General features: G+C 64.8%; 14 protein-coding genes and 1 pseudogene. 3 read left to right on the top strand and 12 right to left on the bottom strand.

What is annotated here, in order from left to right; genetic code table 11:
* Window positions 1–3: 3 nt before the first annotated feature.
* Window positions 4–1,386 (bottom strand): membrane dipeptidase, encoded by a 1,383-nt coding sequence (locus REH34_RS05540; protein ID WP_311971029.1) that lies wholly within the window; start codon window positions 1,384–1,386, stop codon window positions 4–6.
* Between the two features lie 155 nt (window positions 1,387–1,541).
* Between REH34_RS05540 and REH34_RS05535 the strand changes: the two genes are divergently transcribed.
* The gene (locus tag REH34_RS05535; protein WP_311971028.1) at window positions 1,542–3,161 is read left to right on the top strand and encodes a PvdJ/PvdD/PvdP-like protein; all 1,620 of its coding nucleotides are present in this window, start codon (window positions 1,542–1,544) and stop codon (window positions 3,159–3,161) included.
* A gap of 824 nt (window positions 3,162–3,985) precedes the next feature.
* On the opposite strand, the gene REH34_RS05530 is transcribed toward REH34_RS05535, so the two are convergent.
* The 3 genes and pseudogenes from REH34_RS05530 to REH34_RS05520 all read right to left on the bottom strand — a co-directional run bounded on the left by REH34_RS05530 (window position 3,986) and on the right by REH34_RS05520 (window position 8,671).
* Entirely contained in the window at window positions 3,986–5,512 is a 1,527-nt protein-coding gene (locus REH34_RS05530) for an efflux transporter outer membrane subunit (RefSeq protein WP_311971027.1), read from the bottom strand.
* Window positions 5,509–7,477 (bottom strand): annotated as a pseudogene (locus tag REH34_RS05525) (MacB family efflux pump subunit). Before REH34_RS05525 ends, REH34_RS05530 begins: the two are co-directional and overlap by 4 nt.
* Complete coding sequence (locus REH34_RS05520; RefSeq protein ID WP_311971026.1) at window positions 7,478–8,671, bottom strand: efflux RND transporter periplasmic adaptor subunit; 1,194 nt, start codon at window positions 8,669–8,671, stop codon at window positions 7,478–7,480.
* A gap of 234 nt (window positions 8,672–8,905) precedes the next feature.
* On the opposite strand from REH34_RS05520, the gene REH34_RS05515 reads away from it, so the two are divergent.
* Window positions 8,906–9,430, top strand: coding sequence for a sigma-70 family RNA polymerase sigma factor (locus REH34_RS05515; protein WP_311971025.1), 525 nt, complete (start codon window positions 8,906–8,908; stop codon window positions 9,428–9,430).
* On the opposite strand, the gene REH34_RS05510 is transcribed toward REH34_RS05515, so the two are convergent.
* The gene (locus tag REH34_RS05510; RefSeq protein WP_311971024.1) at window positions 9,418–10,398 is read right to left on the bottom strand and encodes a FecR family protein; all 981 of its coding nucleotides are present in this window, start codon (window positions 10,396–10,398) and stop codon (window positions 9,418–9,420) included. The genes REH34_RS05515 and REH34_RS05510 overlap by 13 nt on opposite strands.
* A 228-nt stretch (window positions 10,399–10,626) precedes the next feature.
* Complete coding sequence (locus REH34_RS05505) at window positions 10,627–11,169, bottom strand: RNA polymerase factor sigma-70 (protein ID WP_311971023.1); 543 nt, start codon at window positions 11,167–11,169, stop codon at window positions 10,627–10,629.
* Window positions 11,170–11,478: 309 nt separating this feature from the next.
* On the opposite strand from REH34_RS05505, the gene REH34_RS05500 reads away from it, so the two are divergent.
* Window positions 11,479–13,779 (top strand): acylase, encoded by a 2,301-nt coding sequence (locus REH34_RS05500; protein WP_311971022.1) that lies wholly within the window; start codon window positions 11,479–11,481, stop codon window positions 13,777–13,779.
* A 57-nt stretch (window positions 13,780–13,836) separates the two neighbouring features.
* On the opposite strand, the gene azu is transcribed toward REH34_RS05500, so the two are convergent.
* The 6 genes from azu to REH34_RS05470 form a co-directional block, all read right to left on the bottom strand.
* On the bottom strand, window positions 13,837–14,289 hold the full coding sequence (azu, locus tag REH34_RS05495) for an azurin (RefSeq protein WP_311971021.1): 453 nt from the start codon (window positions 14,287–14,289) through the stop codon (window positions 13,837–13,839).
* 107 nt (window positions 14,290–14,396) lie between these two features.
* On the bottom strand, window positions 14,397–15,629 hold the full coding sequence (locus REH34_RS05490) for an MSMEG_0569 family flavin-dependent oxidoreductase (protein WP_311971020.1): 1,233 nt from the start codon (window positions 15,627–15,629) through the stop codon (window positions 14,397–14,399).
* A gap of 199 nt (window positions 15,630–15,828) precedes the next feature.
* A complete protein-coding gene (locus tag REH34_RS05485; RefSeq protein WP_226506684.1) occupies window positions 15,829–16,155 on the bottom strand; it encodes an MSMEG_0570 family nitrogen starvation response protein in 327 nt (108 codons plus the stop codon).
* Between the two features lies 1 nt (window position 16,156).
* Entirely contained in the window at window positions 16,157–17,188 is a 1,032-nt protein-coding gene (locus REH34_RS05480) for a sll0787 family AIR synthase-like protein (protein WP_311971019.1), read from the bottom strand.
* Window positions 17,181–17,741 carry an MSMEG_0567/Sll0786 family nitrogen starvation N-acetyltransferase gene (locus tag REH34_RS05475; RefSeq protein WP_311971018.1) on the bottom strand — a complete coding sequence of 187 codons (561 nt, stop codon included), beginning with the start codon at window positions 17,739–17,741 and terminating at the stop codon, window positions 17,181–17,183. The genes REH34_RS05480 and REH34_RS05475 overlap by 8 nt, the downstream gene beginning before the upstream one ends.
* Before the next feature lie 14 nt (window positions 17,742–17,755).
* Window positions 17,756–18,865, bottom strand: coding sequence for an MSMEG_0568 family radical SAM protein (locus REH34_RS05470; RefSeq protein ID WP_311972050.1), 1,110 nt, complete (start codon window positions 18,863–18,865; stop codon window positions 17,756–17,758).
* Window positions 18,866–19,099 lie beyond the last annotated feature (234 nt).

Raw genomic sequence — 19,099 nt, 5'->3', positions numbered from 1 at the left:
TCCTTAAGGGTGTTGGACGACAGGGTTGGCGGGTGTTGCCTCGGCGGGCCTGGCGGCCTGTTGGGTGGCCTCCCACACGCGCAGGAAGTTGGCGCCCCAGAGCTTGGCGATGTCTTCGTCGGAGTAGCCGCGCTGGATCAGCTCGGCGGTGACGTTGCGGTTCTCGCTGCTGTTCTGCCAGCCGATCACGCCGCCGCCATCGTTGAAGTCGGAGCTGATGCCGACGTGGTCGATGCCGATTTTCTTTACCGTGTAGTCGATGGAGTCGACGTAGTCGCTCAGGGTCGCTTCGGGCTCCTGGCGCAGGATGTCGTAGAAGGGCGTGAGGTATTCGCCGAACTTCTTCTCTGACCAGATCGAGAATACCGGGTCGGTGGTGGTGCCCATCTGTGTCTGGTTCTGCACGTCGGGCAGGTGATAGCGGGCGCGCAGCTCGTTCATTTTGGCGATGGTCGCGCGGGAGAACGGCTTGAGGTATTTGGAGTAGGCGACGATGTTGACCAGGCCGTCGGTGGCCTTGATGTTGGCCAGATCCGCGTCGCTGAGGTTGCGGCGGATGTCCATCAAGCCTTGCACGCCGGTGTGCGAGACCAGCACCGGGGCGCGGCTCAGGTGCGTGACCTGGGTCAGGGCCTGACTGGACATCTGCGCGACGTCGATGACCACGCCCAGGTCATTGAGCCGGGTTACGGCGCGCCGGCCAAGGTCGGAGAGGCCGCCCAGCGGATCGACCGAATCGCCGAGGAAGGGCAGCGGCCGCGCCGAGTCGGTCCAGCTGTTGTTGCCCACGTACCCCGGGCCGAATACCCGCACACCGCGAGCCGCCCAGAGGTCGAGCTGGTCGATGTCGTCGCCCAGCGGGGCGGCGTTGAGCATGCTCAGGACGATGGCGAACTTGCCCTCGGCAGCCAGGCGGCGGAAGTCGGCGGGGGTGTAGGCGATGCCGGCCTGGTCGGGGAAGTCCTTGGCGATGCTGGTGATGATGCGGTAGCGCACCTCCAGCTCGTTGGCCATGGCCGCCTGGAAACCGCCGGTGGGGCGGTGCGGCCAGTTGGGGCCGCTCCAGAATTCGGGCCACGACCAGAGGGCGATCGAGGCGCCGCGCAGGCGGCTTTTGCCGGCCTTGACCAGATCGAACTGGGTCGGGCCGTCGCGGTTGGCTTCCTCGCCGTCGCTGCCGTAGCTCAGCGGGACGTCGAGGTGGCCGTCGAGGCTGAGGATGCGCGCTTGCAAGGCGTTTGCACGCTGTTCTATCTCGCGGCTATAGGGATGCGCTTCGCGGTACACCCAGTACCACCAGGCACCTGCGCCGCCGACCAGCGCCAGCAGGATGATCAATGCCACGGCATAGGGCCATTTACGCGATTGCTGAGGGTGTTTCGTCATGACTGTCTCGACCCGTTTGTGCGACCGCGCTCTACAGCGGCGCCGTCGGAACTGTCTGGGTGAAACGAGCCGACTCACAGAGAATTTACCGCCGCGCTAAATCGCCCCGGCAACCATTCGTTTTCGCTGCAGTAGTCACGTCATGAGTACAGTGGATGAAGGTGTCGCGTCGAAGGATGCTGGCCGGCCTGGTGGCCGCTGGTGCAGTGCTGCCGGCAGGCTTTGCGGCCCGCCAGCAATGGCAGGAATATCAGCAGGCACAGGAGGCCGAGCTGAGCTCCGACGAGCCTGGCGTACCGGTGGCCGATGTGCCCAATGCCTTGCTGGGCGAGCGCCTGGTGGGCATCTGGGACTGGCAGCTGCTGGGCGATACGCAGCAGTTGCCGGAGCTGGCGCAGCCGCTGGAGCTGATCCTCGATGTTGGCCAGAACGCCCGCGCCGTGTGCGGTTATCTGGGGCGTGCGCCTTATGGCGATGATGGCTTGCAGGTGTATGGGCGGCTTGAGGCCGAACAGCTGCCCAGCGTGCGCTGGAAGCTGATCGCGCCATCGGGCCAGGCCTACGATTGCGAAGCCGTGCTGGACGAGATCTGGGGCGTGTGGAGCGAGGGCGGCGGTGGCGCGACCATCAGTGGTGAAGTGCGTGTCGCCGGTACCCAGGCAGGCTATTCCGGACCGCGCGCGCGGTTTGTGGTGGTACGCCGCCACTTCGTTCAGGCCCGTGAGCGCTTGGCGTATGTGCCTGCGTTGCATGAGGATCTGATCTCCCCCGAGCGCCGTTATTTTCACCAGCTGTGGCATGCCAGCCGCGATCGCTGGCACCGTATCGACGCCTCAAGACGCCAGTCCATTCGCGCTTTGGGCTGGCAGGTCGGGGTGCCGGGCAAAGAGCGCAATGCGCGTGGCCATGATCGGCATCGCAATGGCTCGGGTGAGGACTTTTTGTTCATGCACCGGCACATGCTGCATGGCGTGCGGCAGGTGCAGGATTTGCGTTCATGGACGAGCATCCCGCCGCCGCGTCCGGCCATTGGTCAGGGGGTTCCGGCCTTTGTCGATTATCTGAGTAATCGCAACGGCTATAGCGTGCCGCCCAGTTGGGTGGCCGAAGACGATGAGCATTTCAATCAGTGGCTGTACTACATCAAAAGCGCCGATGGGCTGTACGCGAACTTTCAGCTATGGGAGGCGCAACTGCACGACCCGCAATACCTCAGTACCTTGTGCCTGGGCGAGCTGGGATCGCGTATCGAGCTGGGGATTCATGACTGGCTGCACATGCGCTGGGCGGCGCTGGGGCGTGATCCGGATTCGGGGTATCCGATGGTGTATGCGCGGCGGCCCGATGATTTCGCCGAGCGCTGGTTTGGCGCGGATAACGATTTTCTCGGCGACCCGTTTTCGTCCCATGTGAACCCGGTGTTCTGGGCGTTTCACGGCTGGATCGATGATCGTCTGGATGACTGGTTTCTGGCCCATCAGCAGGCGCATCCCGGCGAGGTGCGGCACAAGACCGTGAACGGGATTCCGTGGTTTGCTCCGGGGCCATGGGTGCGGGTGGCCGAGCCGTGGCTGGGGCCTTCCAGGGAGGGGTGTGGGGCCTGGGGGATGGGTAATGGTGGCGGTAGCGATCAGTTGGATGTCGAGACCATGAAGCTGGCATTGCAGATGATTTTCAGCGCTGATGAAGAGGCAGAGCGGTTGTCTGGACGGGTGCCGCGTCGGCCCTGGTACGGTCGTTATCTGGCAGCAGGGCCGAGCAAGGATCATCTATGAGGCCAGGGTAGTGAGCTGCGGTTGCGGTTCGGGTTCGTGCTCGTGCTCGTGCTCGTGCTCAAATCAAGATCGGAGGCCTAGGTGTTTTTTCGATTGGTGCACGTTCTGCTTTCGAATCGGCCTTGGGGGTGCCGCCCACCATTTGGCCCCTCGCCAAGGCTCGGGGTGCCCGTGCGCAGGTGCTGAGAACAGGGTACGCCGCACACGCGCCATCCATGGCGCAGTGCGGCTCCCCCGACATCCTGTCGGGGGCCCCTGTTTTCAGGCACCTGCGCACGGCCTGCTGGAAACGGGCGGCACCCCCAAGGCCGATTCGAAAGCAGAACGTCGAGAATTGCGGTGAATGTTGAAATGGAGAGCTGTTGGCTCTGAGGCTTTTCTATTTTCCAGCAGGCAGCGCCTGCACGATCTTTGAAGCCAACAGCTCAAAAAGCTTGAACGCTTTTGCTCTTCAGATCTCGTTTGGTCCTGCTTGCTCCGGGGCTGTGTGGCGAGCCCCTCGAGCAGGCCGCACTCCGGCGTGCTGAAGCTGGGGCCCCGGACAGGATGTCGGGGGAGCCGTGCTGCGCCATGGATGGCGCTTGTGCGGCGGACCCAGCTTCAGTGCGTCGGAGTGCGGGTACCCCGAGCCTCAGCGAGGGGCCAAACGAAAGGGCTCGCCACACAGACCCAGAGCAAGCAGGGCCATACACAAAAATCCGCGTCGCCGCAAACCCGCTTTCAAGCTGTCGCGCTTTACTGCTGTTGAGCCGTTGAGCTTTTCCGCCCCCCGATCATGTCTCTGATCCTTACCCAAACCGCAAACCCGAGCCGCTCCCCGTAGCCTAATCCGCCCTGGTCGTTGCCACCGACTGATCATCCCAGCCTCCCCCCAGCGCCTTGTACAGCGCCACGCTGGCCTGCAACCGCTGCTGACGCAACTGCACTCGCTCAGCCTGCGCACCATACAGACTGCGTTGTGCATCCAGCACGGTGAGCAGGTCTTCGGCGCCTGCTCGATAACGGCTCTGGGCCAAGTCGAGGGCGCGCTGTGCCTGGTCAAGTTCCTCTGCCTGCCAACGTGTCTGGCGATCCAGACCATCGATGCTGTTCAGCGCCTTTTCGACTTCACCAAAGCTGGTGATCAACACGCCGCGATAGGCTTCGAGCAGTTCATCCTGACGCGCGACGGCCTGGTCCCGCCCTGCGCGCAATCGGCCGTTGTTGAAGATCGGCGCCGTCAGCCCTGCACCGAGGTTGAGCGCGGGATTGCGCAGCAGATCCATGGCCTGGCGGTCGCCGGTGGCAAGGCTCGCCGTAAGGGTCAGTTTAGGGAACAGCGCGGCGCGGGCGACGGCGACATCCGCCTGCGCAGCGGCCAACCGTGCCTCGGCGCTGGCGATGTCCGGGCGGCGGCGCAGCAACTGGCTGGGCACGCCGGCGTCGATACTCGGGCCTTGCAGTTGCTCGAACCCTTGCTCGCTCAACTGCAACTGCTGGACTGGCAAGCCGAGCAAGGTCGCCAAGGTGATCAACGCATCGCCAGCCTGTTGCTGATACAGCGGCAACTGGCGCTGTTGATTGGCGACCAGACTCTGCTGCTGCGCCAGCTCCAGCGCAGTCGCGGAACCGGCCTGATAACGACTGCGCACCAGCTTGAGCAGGTCATCGGCGTTGTGCAGGTTGAGCGCGGCGATGCGTGCCTGCTCGCGGGCGGCGAGGGCGGTGACATACGTATCGGCGACGCTGCCCAGCAGACTCAGCTCCAGAGTGTCGCGATCGAACGCGCTCGCCTGCAGAGCAAACCGCGCGCTGTCACGAGCGGCAGCGTTGCCGCCCCAGAAGTCAACCTCATAGCTGGCGCTCAGGGTCGTGTCGAAATACTGATAAGTGCGCGTGCTGCTCGAGGCGTCCTGCTCGCTGTAACCCTGGCCCCTGAGCAGCCGCTGACGGTAGGCATCGGCACCGCCCTCGACCGTGGGCAGCAAGGTACCGCCGGCGATACGCACTGCGGCGCGGGCCTGATGCACCCGCGCCATGGCGGCCTTGAGGTCGTAGCTGCCCAAGCGTGCCTGATCGATCAACTGCACCAGCTGCGGGCTGCCGAAACGCGTCCACCATTGCCGGTTGTCTGCCGACTGGCCGGGCTGTGTTTCGGGGCGGCCTGATGCCTGCGGGCTGGCGGCGCTGGTGCTGCGGGCGCAGGGCTGGCGCGCGTTCGCAGGCGTGCTGTCAGCCGCCCTGGCGCACTCGCGCGCCGGGCTCTGCCAGCTCGGCGGTGTGGCAATGTCGCTGTCGAGCCGCGTCGGCGTCTGGCTGCACGCGCCGACCAACACTAGAAGAGGAAGCAACGGAGCTTTAGTCATGGTCATTCACTGGTCAGGGCGGCGACAGGATCGAGGCGGGCGGCTTTGCGGGCGGGCATGAAGCCGAAGATCACCCCGGTGGCGACCGAGCAGGCAAAGGCGCCGAGGATGGCCATCGCGGAAAACACGACCGCGATATTGCCCAGCGTCAGGGCCCCGCCGATCAGCAGCGCCAGGCCAACGCCGATGACCCCGCCGACCAGCGACAGCACCACGGCTTCGGTCAGGAACTGGCGCAGGATGTCGCGCTGGCGCGCCCCGGTGGCGATACGAATGCCGATCTCGCGGGTGCGCTCGCGCACGGTCATGAGCATCACGTTCATCACCCCGATCCCCCCCACCAGCAACGAGATCGCCGCGATGGCGCCAAGCATCAGCGACAGGCCGTTGCGAGTGCGCGCCTCGGCCTGGATCATCGCCGCGCTGTTGTCGATCTCGAAGTCGTGCACGCCGTTGTGCAGGCGCAGCATGAGGTTGCGGATCGCCTGCTCGGCTTCATTGACCAGGGTGCTGTCGGCGGCGCCGATGATCACGTACTCGGGGTATTCGGTGCCGGCCAGGCGGATGCTCGCGGCCGAGTAGGGGATGGCGATGCGCAGATCGTTGCGCTGGTTGGCGCCGCTGGAGCCTTTGCTGGCCAGCACGCCGATAACCTGGAACGGCACGTTCTCGATCAGGATGTATTGGCCGATCGGGTCCTGGCCATCGATGAACAGCTTCTTGCGCACCTCTGAACCGATCACCGCCACGGCGGCAGCGGTGGCCATGTCGGCGTTGGTGAAGAAATTGCCTTCGGTCACCGGCCAGTTCAGCAAGGTCGGGAACTGCGGGTTGTAACCGCCGATGGTCGAATTCATGTCACGGTTGCCGTAGCGCACCTGCGCTGACACGATCATGGCCGGCATGATGTTCTTCACCTGGGGCAGTTCGGCCAGCGCAGAGATGTCGCTGAGGCGGATATTGCCGGGCGGGGCGCGGGGCGTCGGCGGTGCGCCGTTCATGTAGATGATGTTGGAGCCGAACGCACCCATCTGCGCCATTACCTGGCGCTTGCTGCCTTCGCCGACTGCCAGCATCACCACGACCGACGCCACGCCGATGATGATCCCCAGCAGCGTCAGCGCGGTGCGCATGCGGTTGCTCCACATCACTCGCCAGGCGGCATGCAGGGCGTCACGGGTTTCACCGAGCCAGTCGCCGTGGTCGCTGTTGGCGCCGCTCAGGCGTTGGCGCAGATCGGTGGCCTGCAGTGCGCCGGCCGGCGGCGGCTGGTCAGTGTGGCTGGCGCCACTGTCGCTGATCACCTGGCCATCGCGGACCTCGATGATGCGCTGGGCGCGGGCGGCGACGTCGCGGTCGTGGGTAATCAATATCACCACGTGGCCAAGGCCTGCGAGCTCGTCGAGCAGGTTCATCACTTCGGCGCCGCTGTGGCTGTCGAGGGCGCCGGTGGGCTCGTCGGCGAGGATGATGTGACCGCCGTTCATCAAGGCGCGGGCGATCGACACGCGTTGTTGCTGGCCGCCGGACAACTGCCGCGGACGGTTGCCGGTGCGCTCGCCCAGGCCCAGGCGTTGCAGCAGCGCGGTGGCGCGTGCGGCGCGCGGGCCGGCGGGGGGTACCGGCGTAGATGGCGGGCATCTCGACGTTTTCCTGGGCCGAGGCCGAGGGAATCAGGTGGTAGCCCTGAAACACGAAGCCGAACGCCTCGCGGCGCAGCCAGGCCAGTTCGTCGTTATTGAAGCCGGCGACGTCTTCGCCGGCAAAACGGTACTCTCCGGCGCTGGGCCGGTCGAGGCAGCCGAGAATGTTCATCAGCGTCGATTTGCCCGAGCCCGAGGTGCCGACGACGGCGATGAATTCGCCGGCATGGATGGCCAGGTCGATGCCGCGCAGCACATCGACCTGCGGGCTGTCGCCGCCGCCATAGGATTTGCGGATGCCGCGCAGTTCGATCAGGGGCGTGTTCATTCAGCCACCGCTGCCGGCAGGGTTGACCAGCAATTTGTCACCCTCGGCCAAGCCGTCGAGGATCTGGATGCGCAGGCGGTCGCTTATGCCGGTGTGCACCTGGCGGCGCTCGACCTGGCCGTTGGCGGCGAGCACTTGCACCTGTTGCTTGCCCTCGCTATTGCCCGGCCCTTCGAAGGCGGCGATGGGGGCGGTCAGCACGTTTTGCGCGCTGGCGTTGACGAAAAATACCTGAGCGGTCATGTCCGCCATCAGCGCGTTGTCGGTGTTGTCCACGTCCAGCAGCACAGTGTAGAGCACCACGCGGCCGCCGCCGCTGCTCCCCCCGCTGCTGGAGTTGCCCGCGGCGGCGACCGGGCTGCCACCGCCCTGGCTCAACTGGTCGAGGGGTTTGGGCGGGATAGGCAGGATCTGCCGCACGGTGCTGGTCCAGCGCCGCCCGCCGCCACTCAAGGTGGTGAAGTAGGCCTGCATGCCGGCCTTGACCTGGCCGATATCGGCCTCCGACACCTCAGCCCACACGGTCATCGGCGACAGCCTGGCGATGCGCAGTATCAGCGGCGTGCGCTGCTGGGCGTTGAGGGTCTGGCCTTCACGCGCATCGACAGCGACCACGGTGCCGCTCATGGGCGCATAGATGCGCGTGTAGCCGAGTTCGGCCTCCGCGCTGCGCAGGTTGGCCTGGGCCTGGAGAATCTGCGCCTGGAACATGTCGATCTGCGCCTGAGTGGTCAGCACCTTGGCCTGAGCGGTCTGCACGTCTTCGTCGCGGGTCGCGCCATCGCTGACCATGCGTTGCTGACGGCGCAGTTGTTGTTCGGCCAGCAGGTGCTCGGCGCGTTGCTGCTTGACCTGGGCCTTGAGGGTGTCGATGGCGTAGCGGCCGGCATCCAGGGTGGCTTGCTGAGTGGAAGGGTCGATCTCGACCAGCAACTGGCCTTGCTTGACCGTGTCGCCGACCTCGACATGCAGGTTGCGGATCTGCCCCGAGGCTTGGGCGCCCACATCCACATATTGGCGCGGCTGCAGGGTGCCCAGGGCAGTGACGCTGGATTCGATATTACCGCGGGTGACGCTGACGAAAGGCCGTTGCGCGGCCTCTTCGGGCAGCAGCCGCCAGGCCGCCAGCGCGGCCACGGGGATCAGGCACAGTAAGACGGTGACGACACGGCGAGTCAGGCGAGGGGAAGTCATGCAGGGTTCCGGCCGGTGGAGGGTAACGCCGTCTACTCGGAGCAGCGCGCGAGGCTGTCGAGTAGACGAGAGCAGTGCTGGGAAATTTAGACGCACGAGGGGGTCGATTCCGGCAAAGATGTAACGGCAGCTTTAAACTTGATGAGAATTATTATAATTTAGATTCCTTGCAAGCTATCATTTAGCCTGCATGGCGTTTCTCCCAGGATCTCACTTGCAAGGAAGGCTTTGTCGATGTCTGCCCCAGGCCTGCTGTTCGAACACTATTACCGCGAGCTGGTGGGCTATCTGAGCGCCCGCATGGGCAGTCGTCACGCCGCCGAGGATGTCGCCCACGACGCCTATGTGCGGGTCCTGGAACTGCGCGAAGACGCGCAAGTCACTCATCCGCGGGCGTTCCTCTATCGCACTGCCATCAACCTGATCGTCGACGGTCACCGGCGCAACCGTGTGCGCCGCAGTGAGTCACTGGATATCCTCGATCGTGACGAGCGCTTCTTTCAGGCACCTAGCTACACCCGCTCGGTGCATGACGAGAATCTCGATCTGCTGCAGCGGGCCCTGGCCGAACTCAGCGAGCCCTGTCGCCAGTGCTTCCTGCTGCGCAAGCTCGAAGGCCTGTCGCACCCGGAAATATCCGCGCGGCTCAACGTCTCCAGGCACATGGTCGAAAAGCATATCGTCAATGCCATGAAGCACTGCCGCGTGCGCATGCACAAGTGGCAGGCCGAGGCACTGGCCGACGATCAGGGCGCGTAGCGCGGTTTGCTGCGGATCACGGTGTCGCCGTCATCGTTGCGACTCAACAGCACTGGCAACACCTTGGGCAGATTCTGCACCAGCCCGGCGATCTCGCCGGTGTTGTAGATGCCGCCGATGCGCAGCTGCGCCGTGTTGCGATCCGCCACGCGGATCGGCGACTTTAGGTAGGCATTGATCATTGGCAGAGCGTCGCTCAGGCTCAGGTCGTCGAGGATCAGCTTGCCGTCGCGCCAGGCCAGGGCGGTGGTCGGGGAGGCGAGGCTGACTTGCGCCAGGCTGCTTTGCGCGTCGTAGCGGGCTTGCATTCCCGGCGTCAGGTAGGCGACCTGGTCGGGGCGGCTGCGGTCGTTGATGACCTTGACCGAGCCTTCGGTGAGGGTCACCACCACTTGATCCTGATAGGTCCAGACGTTGAAGTGCGTGCCGGTCACGCGGATCTGGCCGCGCCCGGCGTTGACAATGAACGGGTGGCGGGCGTCGTGGCTGACCTCGAAATACGCCTCGCCCTGGCTCAAGGTCACGCTGCGGTGGTCCTTGAAGTTGGCGAACGACAGGCGCGTGGCGAGGTTGAGCTGCACCTTGGAACCGTCGGGCAGGGTGACGCTGCGCACGCTTGCATCGCTTTGATAGCGCTGGTAGCTGCTGGGGATCCAGCTTTGCTGCCAGCCGATAAACCCTGCGAGCGGCAAACCCAGTACCAGCAGCGCCGCGGCCAGCAGCGGGCGCCGGGAGCGACGTTTGGCAACTGGTGCGGGGGGCGCGGGTGTGGGCAGGTAGGCGCTGAGGGCCCAGATTTCCATCATCGCGTCGAACTCGCGCTGATGGGCCGGATCGCGCTCGAGCCAGGCGTCGAGCTGCGCGCGTTCTTCTTGGGTAAAGTCGTCTTCATGCAAGCGCATGCACCAATGCGCCGCTTCATCACTGAGGCGCGAGCTGGATGAATCAGGGGCGCTGGGGCTGGACATCACGGGCTACCGGTCGGGCTGAGCTGGGCATGTCATGCAGCAGCCTTGGGCGCTGCTGTGAAGATCGTTCGATGCGGATAAGAATTGATCACGGGGCCTAGTGTAGCGCATCAATGCGGGCCGATGTCTAGGTGCCATCAGCATAGAGCGTAGTGGAGAAGGTTTGTAGTCAGGGGGGCGGGGCGCGTCTGGCGCCGAAAAGGCCACGCCCCTGCAAAGAGTGTCAGCTCAATGCAACTGAGCGCCCAGCGAATTCTTGCAGTGCACCAGCGCGTCGCGAATCATGAAGTTCACCAGGGTCGGCGATACCCCCAACTCCGCCGCGATGTCCTTCTGCTGCTTGCCGTGCACGCGATACATGATGAAGGCATAGCGCGTGCGCTCCGGCAGTTGCAGCAGCGCATCGTTGACGCTGCCCAGGGTCTGGCGATCGACGTTGATCGATTCCGGATTGGCCAGTTGCGGCGCCGCGTTCAAATCGTTGTCATCGCTGACGAAGTACTTCTGCTCCATCGACTGCTTGCGATAGTGGTCGATCGCCAGATTGCGCACGATGCGGAACATGTAGTTGAGCCGTGCATTGAAGGGCAGTGTATCGACCTGCATGCCCGAGACCCGCAGGTAGGCATCCTGGACGACATCTTCGGCACGACTGTAACAACCTGTGATTCTGGCGGCTGCCTTGATCAAGCCGGCGCGGTGGGTGATCAGCGTCTGGAGAAGGGACGGAAATCCATTGAGGTGGAGGTCTGTGGTGCCTGATTCCTGCATGGGGATACCTAAGCGGGCGAGGTTGACAGAGGGGTTGTTTCCTTTTGACGGCGTGGACAATAAGTTTGATGATTATCATTGTCAAATGAGAATTGATTCTATCTACGAGGTTTTTTGCTCTAAAAGGGTGCGATATTTGTCACAAATCATGACCGCAGCCCAGTAAAGACGCGGGTCATATGGCACCGATTTAAATATTTTTTAATCTTTCGTGGCAGCGCGGCTGCGCGGGTAATCCTCAGCACTAAATTCCTGGGTCGGCCATGCGTCTGTTCTGCAACGACTGTCGATTCACTCCAAGGAGCCGCTGTGTACCCGATTTCCCATAGTGTCGTGGCTTGCCTGGGCGGCTGGCTGCTGGCGGTGTCCGCCGTTGCGGCCGATGCGCCGAGCACTGCGCGCATCAGCTGGTCTGCCCTGGGCGTACCCCATGTCGAGGCCGATGATGAGCAAGGCCTGGGCTACGGCATCGGCTATGCCTACGCGCGGGACAACCTGTGCCTGCTGGCGGATGAGGTACTGACCGTCAGTGGTCAGCGGTCACGCGTGATTGGCCGCGCCGGCCGCTCATCCACCGGGCTCGATAACCTGACCTCGGATATCTTTTTCCACTGGCTCAACAGCGACGAACAGGTGCGGGCCTTCTGGCGCGCGCAGCCGGCGGCCATGCAACAGCGCATCAGTGGCTATGTCGCCGGTTTCAATCGCTACCTGGCGCAGACGCCAGTCGCCCAGCAGCCGGCGCTATGTCGCAACGCCGGCTGGCTGCGCCCGCTACAGACCGAAGACGTGGTACGCCTGGCGCGACGCCTGTTGGTCGAGGGCGGGGCAGGCCGCTTTGCCACCGCGCTGGTCGGCGCGACGCCACCAGCCGCCCAGCCGTCGGCATTTTTGCCGCGTTCGGCAGATAGCCGCTTGGCCGCGCGCAATCTGGCTGAGCTCAACGCCTTTGCCGCCACCCACGGCAGCAACGCCATCGCCGTGGGCGGCGCGCGCAGCGACAACGGCAAGGGCCTGCTGCTGGGCAATCCGCATTTTCCCTGGACGGGCGGCCTGCGCTTTTACCAGATGCACCTGACCCTGCCGGGCCGGCTGGATGTAATGGGCGCCGCGCTGCCGGGCTTGCCGCTGGTGAACATCGGTTTCAATCAGCACATGGCCTGGACCCACACGGTCGATCAGTCCAGCCACTTCACCTTGCATCGCCTCAAGCTGGACCCTCAGGACGCACTCAGCTACAGCGTCGATGGCCAACGCGAGGCGCTGACAAAACGCAGCATCCAGGTGCAGGTGCGCGAGGCCGATGGCAAGGTGGTGACGGTCAGTCACGATCTGTACACGTCGCGCTTCGGCCCGTTGGTGACCATCCCCGGCCTGCTGCCATGGGATCGGCAGCGCGCCTACGCGCTGCAGGACGTCAACCTTGGTAACGACCGGATCCTCACGCAATGGGATGCGATGAACCGCGCCCACAGCGTCAAGGAACTGCAGCAGGTGGTCGCCTCGATCCAGGGCATACCGTGGGTCAACACCCTGGCGGTCGACGATCAGGGCGATGCGCTGTACATGAATGCCTCGGTGATCCCCAACGTGCCTACTGCGCAGCTGGCCCAGTGCGCCGATCCCGAACTGGTGAAGGCCGGCCTGCCGGGGCTCGATGGCAGCCGCAGCGAATGCAATTGGCAGGATGATCCGGGCGCCAGCCAAAAGGGCATCGTCGCGGCCCGACATTTGCCGCAGCTGCTGCGCACCGATGTGCTGCAGAACTCCAATGACAGCGCCTGGATGACCCAGCCTGGCGCGCCGCTGGTGGGCTTCTCGCCGCTGATCAGCCGCAGCGATCGGCCCCTGGGCCTGCGGGCACGCTTTGCCCTGACCCAGTTGCAGCAGCACGGCAACGGGCCGCTGTCGGGAGCGTTTCTGGCTGGGCTGGTGAAGGGCAATCAAGTGCACATGGCCGATCTGGCGCTGGATGACATTCTGGCGTTCTGCAAGGCCCAGCACGGAGTGACGCTGCGGCCCGCCTGCACGGCGTTGAGCCGTTGGGACCGCCGCGCGCAGGTCGACAGTGGCCTGGGCCTGGTGTATTTCCAGCTGACCATGGCGGCCCTGCAGAAAGGCCGGGAACCCTGGCGCCAACCGTTCACGGCCAGCGACCCGATTCACACCCCGCGCGGTATCGCCTGGGAGCGCGCCGATGTCGCCAGGCAGCTGGCGCAGAGCATGACCGATGCCCAGGCGCAGGTCTCGGCCATGGGCGTACCGGCCGAGACCCGATGGGGTGAGTTGCAGACCGTGCGCCGTGGCGAGCAGCGCATTGCCATCCCGGGTGGCGACGGCAAGCTGGGGATCTACAACGCCATTACCACCGAGCCGGATGGGTACCGTTTCGACGTCGATGGCGGCAGCAGCTATATCCAGCTGGTCAGCTTCGATCAGGCCGGCCCGGTGGCCCAAGGGCTGCTGGCGTTTTCCCAGTCCAGCGATCCGGCGTCGAAGCACTTCAAGGACCAGACGCAGCTGTTCTCGGCACAGGCGTGGCGGTCGTTGCCGTTTACACCGGCGCAGATCAAGGCGGATGGAGGGAGTGAGGTGGTGCAGTTGAAGTAGATATTCCCGTGTAGCGAGGGGGCAAACCCCCTTGCTACAAGGAGAGGGGTTGAGGATTCAACCACCCAGCATCAATGTCCCTTTCATCATGGTCGAATGAAACGGATACGAGCAGAAGAACACGTAAGGTCCACCCGCCTTCTTCAATGCCGCCACATCCAGCGTCACCGCATCTTCCTCGCCACCGCCAATCAGCCTGGTATGGGCCAGCACGTGTGGGTCGTCCTTCTCTATATAGTCATCCGCCTCACCAGCCTTGGCGCCGGCCTCGGTCACCGCTTGCATGTCCGCCTCCTTGGTCAGCACCCAGTTATGCCCCATGACGTTCTTGGGCATGTCGCCCGGATGCTGCAGCGTCACCGTGAACGTCTTGCAACGGGTCGGCACCTTGATGGTGGTGAGGTCGTAGGTCATCTGATCGGTACCATGAATGTTGACCGAGCAGGGCTCGCCCGCCCAGGCAAGGCTGGACAGGGTCAATGCGGCAATTGCGACGGCAGGGCGAAACATAGGGGATCTCCAGAAATGATCGAATAGGGCAGCGATTGCCTAGAGACAGACGAACCTCGCCTGTGGCGGTTTAACGCCTCGATCTTCCTTTCATCCGAGCTTCATCTTCACGGTGTGGTGCGCACCGCCGCCAGTTGCTCCACCACATACTGCGCATCCCGGGCGATACCGGAAAAACGCCCGGAGCCCCAGGTATGCAGCCAGGGCAGGCCAAGAAAATACAGACCCTGCTGCGCCGTCACGCCACGGCGGTGCCCCGGGTAGCTGCGGCCGTTGAACACCGGCACATCGACCCAGCTGAAATCCGGCTGGAAACCGATGCACCAGATAATGCTGGTGATGCCGCTGCCGGCCAGGTCCAGCTCGGTGGTTTCGTGTTCAGGTACCCACAGCGGCGTGTAGGGGGTGCCGGGCGGTGCCTCGATGCCCTGCTCGGCGATGTACTTGTCGATGCTGGCGTTGATGCGGGTATAGACGGCATCTGCGGCGTCGAGCTTGCCGGCCAGATCGGCCGCAAATTGCAGCGTGGTGCCCTGCAGGCTGTCGAGGCGCCCGAACAGTTGCATGCCTTCTTTGGCGAAGCGCCGCAAGTCGATATCGCGCCCGCCATCGCGGCCGGTCACATAGTGATTGGTGTTGTCGCGCACGCCTTCGCGCAGCGGGTGGGTGTCGACGCCGATATCGTAGTAACCCATGTCGGCCAGCCAATCGACCACGTCACGGCCGCGGTGAAAGCGCGCGCAGCGGGGTGCATCGCCCACGGCCAGGAACACCTTGCGCCCGGCCAGGTGCAGGTCTTCGGCGATCTGCGCACCGGACTGCCCCGAGCCCACCACCAGCACGTGACCGGGGGGCAGCGCTTGCGGGCTGCGGTATTGTTCGGAGTGCAGTTGGGTGATTTCGGCGGGCAGGCGTTCGGCCAGGCGCGGGATGATCGGCGTGTGATAGCCGCCGCTGGCGATGATCACCTGATCGGCAGTGAATTCGCCCAGGGAGGTGCTCAATGCGTAGCCGCCTTCGGGCCGCGTGACCAGGCGCCGGACCGCGCAGCCTTCGCGCACCGGGGCATTGACTGCGGCGATGAAGCCATCCAGGTAGGCGATGATCTGGTCTTTTTTCATGAAGCCGTGGGGATCGTCGCCGGCATAGGGATAGCCGGGCAAGGCGCACTGCCAGTTCGGTGTGACCAGGCAAAAGGCGTCCCAGCGTTGATTGCGCCAGGTGTGGGTGAGGCTGTGCTTTTCGAGCACCAGGTGGTCGATGTCCTGTTGCTGCAGGTAGTAGCTGGCGGACAGACCGGCCTGGCCGCCGCCGACGATGATGGCGCTGTAGTGGGTCATGGTGGGTGCTCCTGTAAGGGTGTTCGGGGCAGAATGATGCAGCGATGCTGATGGCCTCTTCGCGAGCAAGCTTTGCTCCCACAGGTGTACGGCGATGGATCTGCGCGAAGAGGCCAGTGAATTCAGTACAAAATTCATATCCGTGCACTTGTGGGAGCAAGGCTTGCCCGCGAAGAGGCCAGTGAACTCAGTACAAAATTCAGATCTCGCCGAAGCCTGAGTAGTGAACCTTGCCGCTGCCCTGCTCACGGATCTCCAGCACCTCGACCTGCGCCTGCGGATCGTTGAATTTGCGGGCGGTCATGCGGATGCCGCCAAGGCTGTCCATGGCCGAACTGCAATAGAACCCCTTGACCTGCTTGACCCGTTCCGAGGCCGCATTGAGGCCGGTTTCAGCGCGGCGCAGGAACTCCGCCAGGCGATAGGACTGCCCCGCCTCGAGGTGCTCGAAAATGGTGGTGGAGGGTGAATAGACGTTGCTTTCCTGGCCATCGGGCCAGCGCAGACGAACGTTGACGGCGGGCATGTCAGTGCTCCTTGTGGATCAAGGCGGGGCGCGCCTCATGGCTGAATTGCGGGTAGTGGAACCCCGTGAACGGCTGGCGCGACAGGTCCCAGAAGTCCGCCTGTGCCGGGCCCTGGCGGACCTGCAACCGCGCGCTGTCATCGACCTCGCCGATGCGCGCGCAGTGCAGGCCCTCGAAGGCGAACGCGGCGGCCACCGTGGCCAGGTCCTCTGGGTCGAGGGTCAGCACAAAGCCGTAGCTGGGGAACACCTGCAGCCAGCGTTCCAGCGGCGTATCGGCCGGTTGCGGCAGGGCCGCCAGATCGATCAGCGCACCGCAGCCCTTGGGTTCGAGCAGCATCAGCAGGGTGCCGAGGATGCCGGCGTTGCTGATGTCCTTGGCGGCGTGCAGCAGCCCGGCTTCGGCCAGCCGCGGGATGACTTCGAGCTTGTCACGCAAGCGCTGTGGGGCGACGTTCTCGAAGGCCTTCCAGTACGGCGCGTCGCCGTGCCAGCGACCATCGAGGTCGACCGCCATGGCGATGATCTGTCCTGGCGCCACGTGCAGGGTCGAGAGCAGATTGCGCGCCCAGCCGCTGACCGCCACGGCCAGCGCCGCCGGGTTGCCCGCAGCCTGGCTGGTGTGGCCGCCCGCGAGGATCAGACCATAGGCCTCGCAGGCGGCGCGGATACCACCCAGCACCTGCTCGGCGGCGGTCACGTCGTGGTGCCAATAGGCGTTGACCACCGCGGTCGCGCGGCCGCCCATGGCAGTGATGTCGCTGACGTTGGCCATCACCGCCGACCAGCCGGCGAACCAGGGCGCCTGCTCGACGAACGCCGGGATCATGCCTTCGATCGCCAGCAACTGGTACTGATCGCCGCAACGAATCGCCGCGGTGTCGTCGCCGGGCAGGGCATACAGGTCGTCGCAGCTCTGGCCATGCGGCGCCAGGGCGCTGGCCGGTTGCTGGATCGCCAGTTTCGACTGCATCGCCGGGGTGTTGCGCAGGCGGTCGAGCAGGGCTGTCAAGGCCGCTTGCGGACTAGTCATGAGCAGCGGCCTTTTTGCGCAGCAGTGAGGTTTGCCGGGCCATGAACGGGTAGCGCTCCAACCGCGCCTGCATCAGGCAGTGGGGGTGGCCGAGCAGGTCGAGCGTCTTCAGCGTGTGCCAGTGCAGGCTGTGGAAATAGCCCTCGTTGGCCTGCTGCACGGTGGCCAGGAATGTCTGGCAGCCCAGGTCGATGGCCCGCGACACGGCTTCGTTGACCAGCGCTTTGCCGATCATCGCGTGCCGGCGGTACTGGCGCTCGACGCACAGGCGTCCGCCGTACCAGACGCCGGGTTCGCTCTGGTAGATGCGCACCGCGCCGATGACCTGCTCGGGCATGCCGCAGTGGTGCGCCACGGCGACGATGGGGATGGCCTGGAAGTCCTTTTCGTCCTTGTCCTGGGCGAGCAATTGTTGCTCGTCGCTGAACACCGCGCGGCGCAGGCTGAAGTAGTGCTGGCGTTCCCAGGGTTGATCGGCGGGCTTGACCAACAGGTCGCCGGCGAGGAATTCGCTGAAGGTCCCGTCGACCAGCGCGAAGGCGTGTTCGGCCATGGATTGCGCTCCCTTTACTCGTGGTGTTTGAGGGCCGAGCAGGCGCCGCATTTGGCGCAGCCGGCGTTGATGTTGTCCGAGTGCAGGCCGTGCTTGCGCAGGCTGGCGCCGATGCGCGGGTAGAGGCGTTGCATGAAGGCGCTGTCGGGCTTGGGGTGGCGTGCCAGGGGGGTGCCGTCGATGGGCACGAAGGGCACCACGAAGGGATACACCCCGACGCTGGCCAGGCGTTCGCTCATCTGCGCGATGGCGTCTTCGCTGTCGCCCAGGCCGGCGAGGATGTAGGTGCTCACCTGGCCGCGGCCGAACACCTGCACGGCGGCGTCGAAGGCGCTGAAGTAACGCTCCAGCGGCACTTCGGCCTTGCCCGGCATGATGCGTTGGCGCACCGCGTCGGTGACGGCTTCCAGGTGCATGCCCAGAGATACCACGCCGCTGTCCTTGAGGCGCTGGAACCACGCGTCGTCGTCGGGCGGCTCGCACTGCGCCTGGATCGGCAGGTCGACCACGGCGGTCACGGCGGCTGCCGATTCACAGAGGATGGCGGCGCCGCGATCGCTGGTCTGCGGCGTGCCGGTAGTCATCACCATGTGCTTGACGCCGTCCAGCTCGACGGCGGCCTTGGCCACTTGGGCGAGTTGTGCGGGGCGCTTGCGAGCGATGGTCTTGCCGCTCGCCAGCGACTGGCCGATGGCGCAGAACTGGCACGAGGTGGCGGCTTCGTTCATGCGGATGCAGTGTTGCAGGACGGTGGTGGCGAGGACGTCCTTGCTGTGCAGGGTGGCGATCTTCCAGTAGGGGATGCCGTCCTCGGTGTTCAGGCCGTAGAACTTCGGCACGCCGGGCAGCTGCACCTGGCCAACTTGCAGGCCCTCGCGAAAGATCAGCGCCTGGGCGCCGCTGCTGTCGGGCACGGCGGAGTAGGGCGAGTCGAGCGAGGCGCGGTTGAGCATCGGCACCATGGCGGTGTGCTCGCCCAGGCTCAGGGCCTTGTGATCCGAGGGCCCGGCGCCGCCCTTGCGCGCCAGGCCGTCGGCGCCTTGCCAGCGCACACCGTGGCACTGCAGTTCGGCGAGCAGGTCGGGACTGGCGGTGCTGCCTTCGCGGGCAAGCCTTGCTCCCACAGGCGTACGCTTGGGATCCGGGGCGTGCTTGCCGACGTCTTCGCCAGCAAGCTGTGCTCCCACAGGGTGAACGGCACTGTCCGAAGCCGAGCCGTACACTTGTGGGAGCAAGGCTTGCCCGCGAAGAGGCCCTTGCAGCTTGCCAGCAAGCTGTGGTCCCACAGGGTGAACGGCACTGTCCGAAGCCGAGCCGTACACTTGTGGGAGCAACGCTTGCCCGCGAAGAGGCCCTTG

Source organism: Pseudomonas baltica (genome assembly GCF_031880315.1).
Taxonomy (GTDB): Bacteria; Pseudomonadota; Gammaproteobacteria; order Pseudomonadales; family Pseudomonadaceae; genus Aquipseudomonas.
Note: the sequence above shows the minus strand (reverse complement) of the source record. Positions and strands in the feature narration are given on the sequence as shown.

Coding starts and splice junctions, on each gene's coding strand:
- REH34_RS05540 (WP_311971029.1), bottom strand. CDS start 1,386: ATGACGAAACACCCTCAGCAATCGCGTAAATGGCCCTATGCCGTGGCA.
- REH34_RS05535 (WP_311971028.1), top strand. CDS start 1,542: ATGAAGGTGTCGCGTCGAAGGATGCTGGCCGGCCTGGTGGCCGCTGGT.
- REH34_RS05530 (WP_311971027.1), bottom strand. CDS start 5,512: ATGACCATGACTAAAGCTCCGTTGCTTCCTCTTCTAGTGTTGGTCGGC.
- REH34_RS05520 (WP_311971026.1), bottom strand. CDS start 8,671: ATGACTTCCCCTCGCCTGACTCGCCGTGTCGTCACCGTCTTACTGTGC.
- REH34_RS05515 (WP_311971025.1), top strand. CDS start 8,906: ATGTCTGCCCCAGGCCTGCTGTTCGAACACTATTACCGCGAGCTGGTG.
- REH34_RS05510 (WP_311971024.1), bottom strand. CDS start 10,398: ATGTCCAGCCCCAGCGCCCCTGATTCATCCAGCTCGCGCCTCAGTGAT.
- REH34_RS05505 (WP_311971023.1), bottom strand. CDS start 11,169: ATGCAGGAATCAGGCACCACAGACCTCCACCTCAATGGATTTCCGTCC.
- azu (WP_311971021.1), bottom strand. CDS start 14,289: ATGTTTCGCCCTGCCGTCGCAATTGCCGCATTGACCCTGTCCAGCCTT.
- REH34_RS05490 (WP_311971020.1), bottom strand. CDS start 15,629: ATGACCCACTACAGCGCCATCATCGTCGGCGGCGGCCAGGCCGGTCTG.
- REH34_RS05485 (WP_226506684.1), bottom strand. CDS start 16,155: ATGCCCGCCGTCAACGTTCGTCTGCGCTGGCCCGATGGCCAGGAAAGC.
- REH34_RS05480 (WP_311971019.1), bottom strand. CDS start 17,188: ATGACTAGTCCGCAAGCGGCCTTGACAGCCCTGCTCGACCGCCTGCGC.
- REH34_RS05475 (WP_311971018.1), bottom strand. CDS start 17,741: ATGGCCGAACACGCCTTCGCGCTGGTCGACGGGACCTTCAGCGAATTC.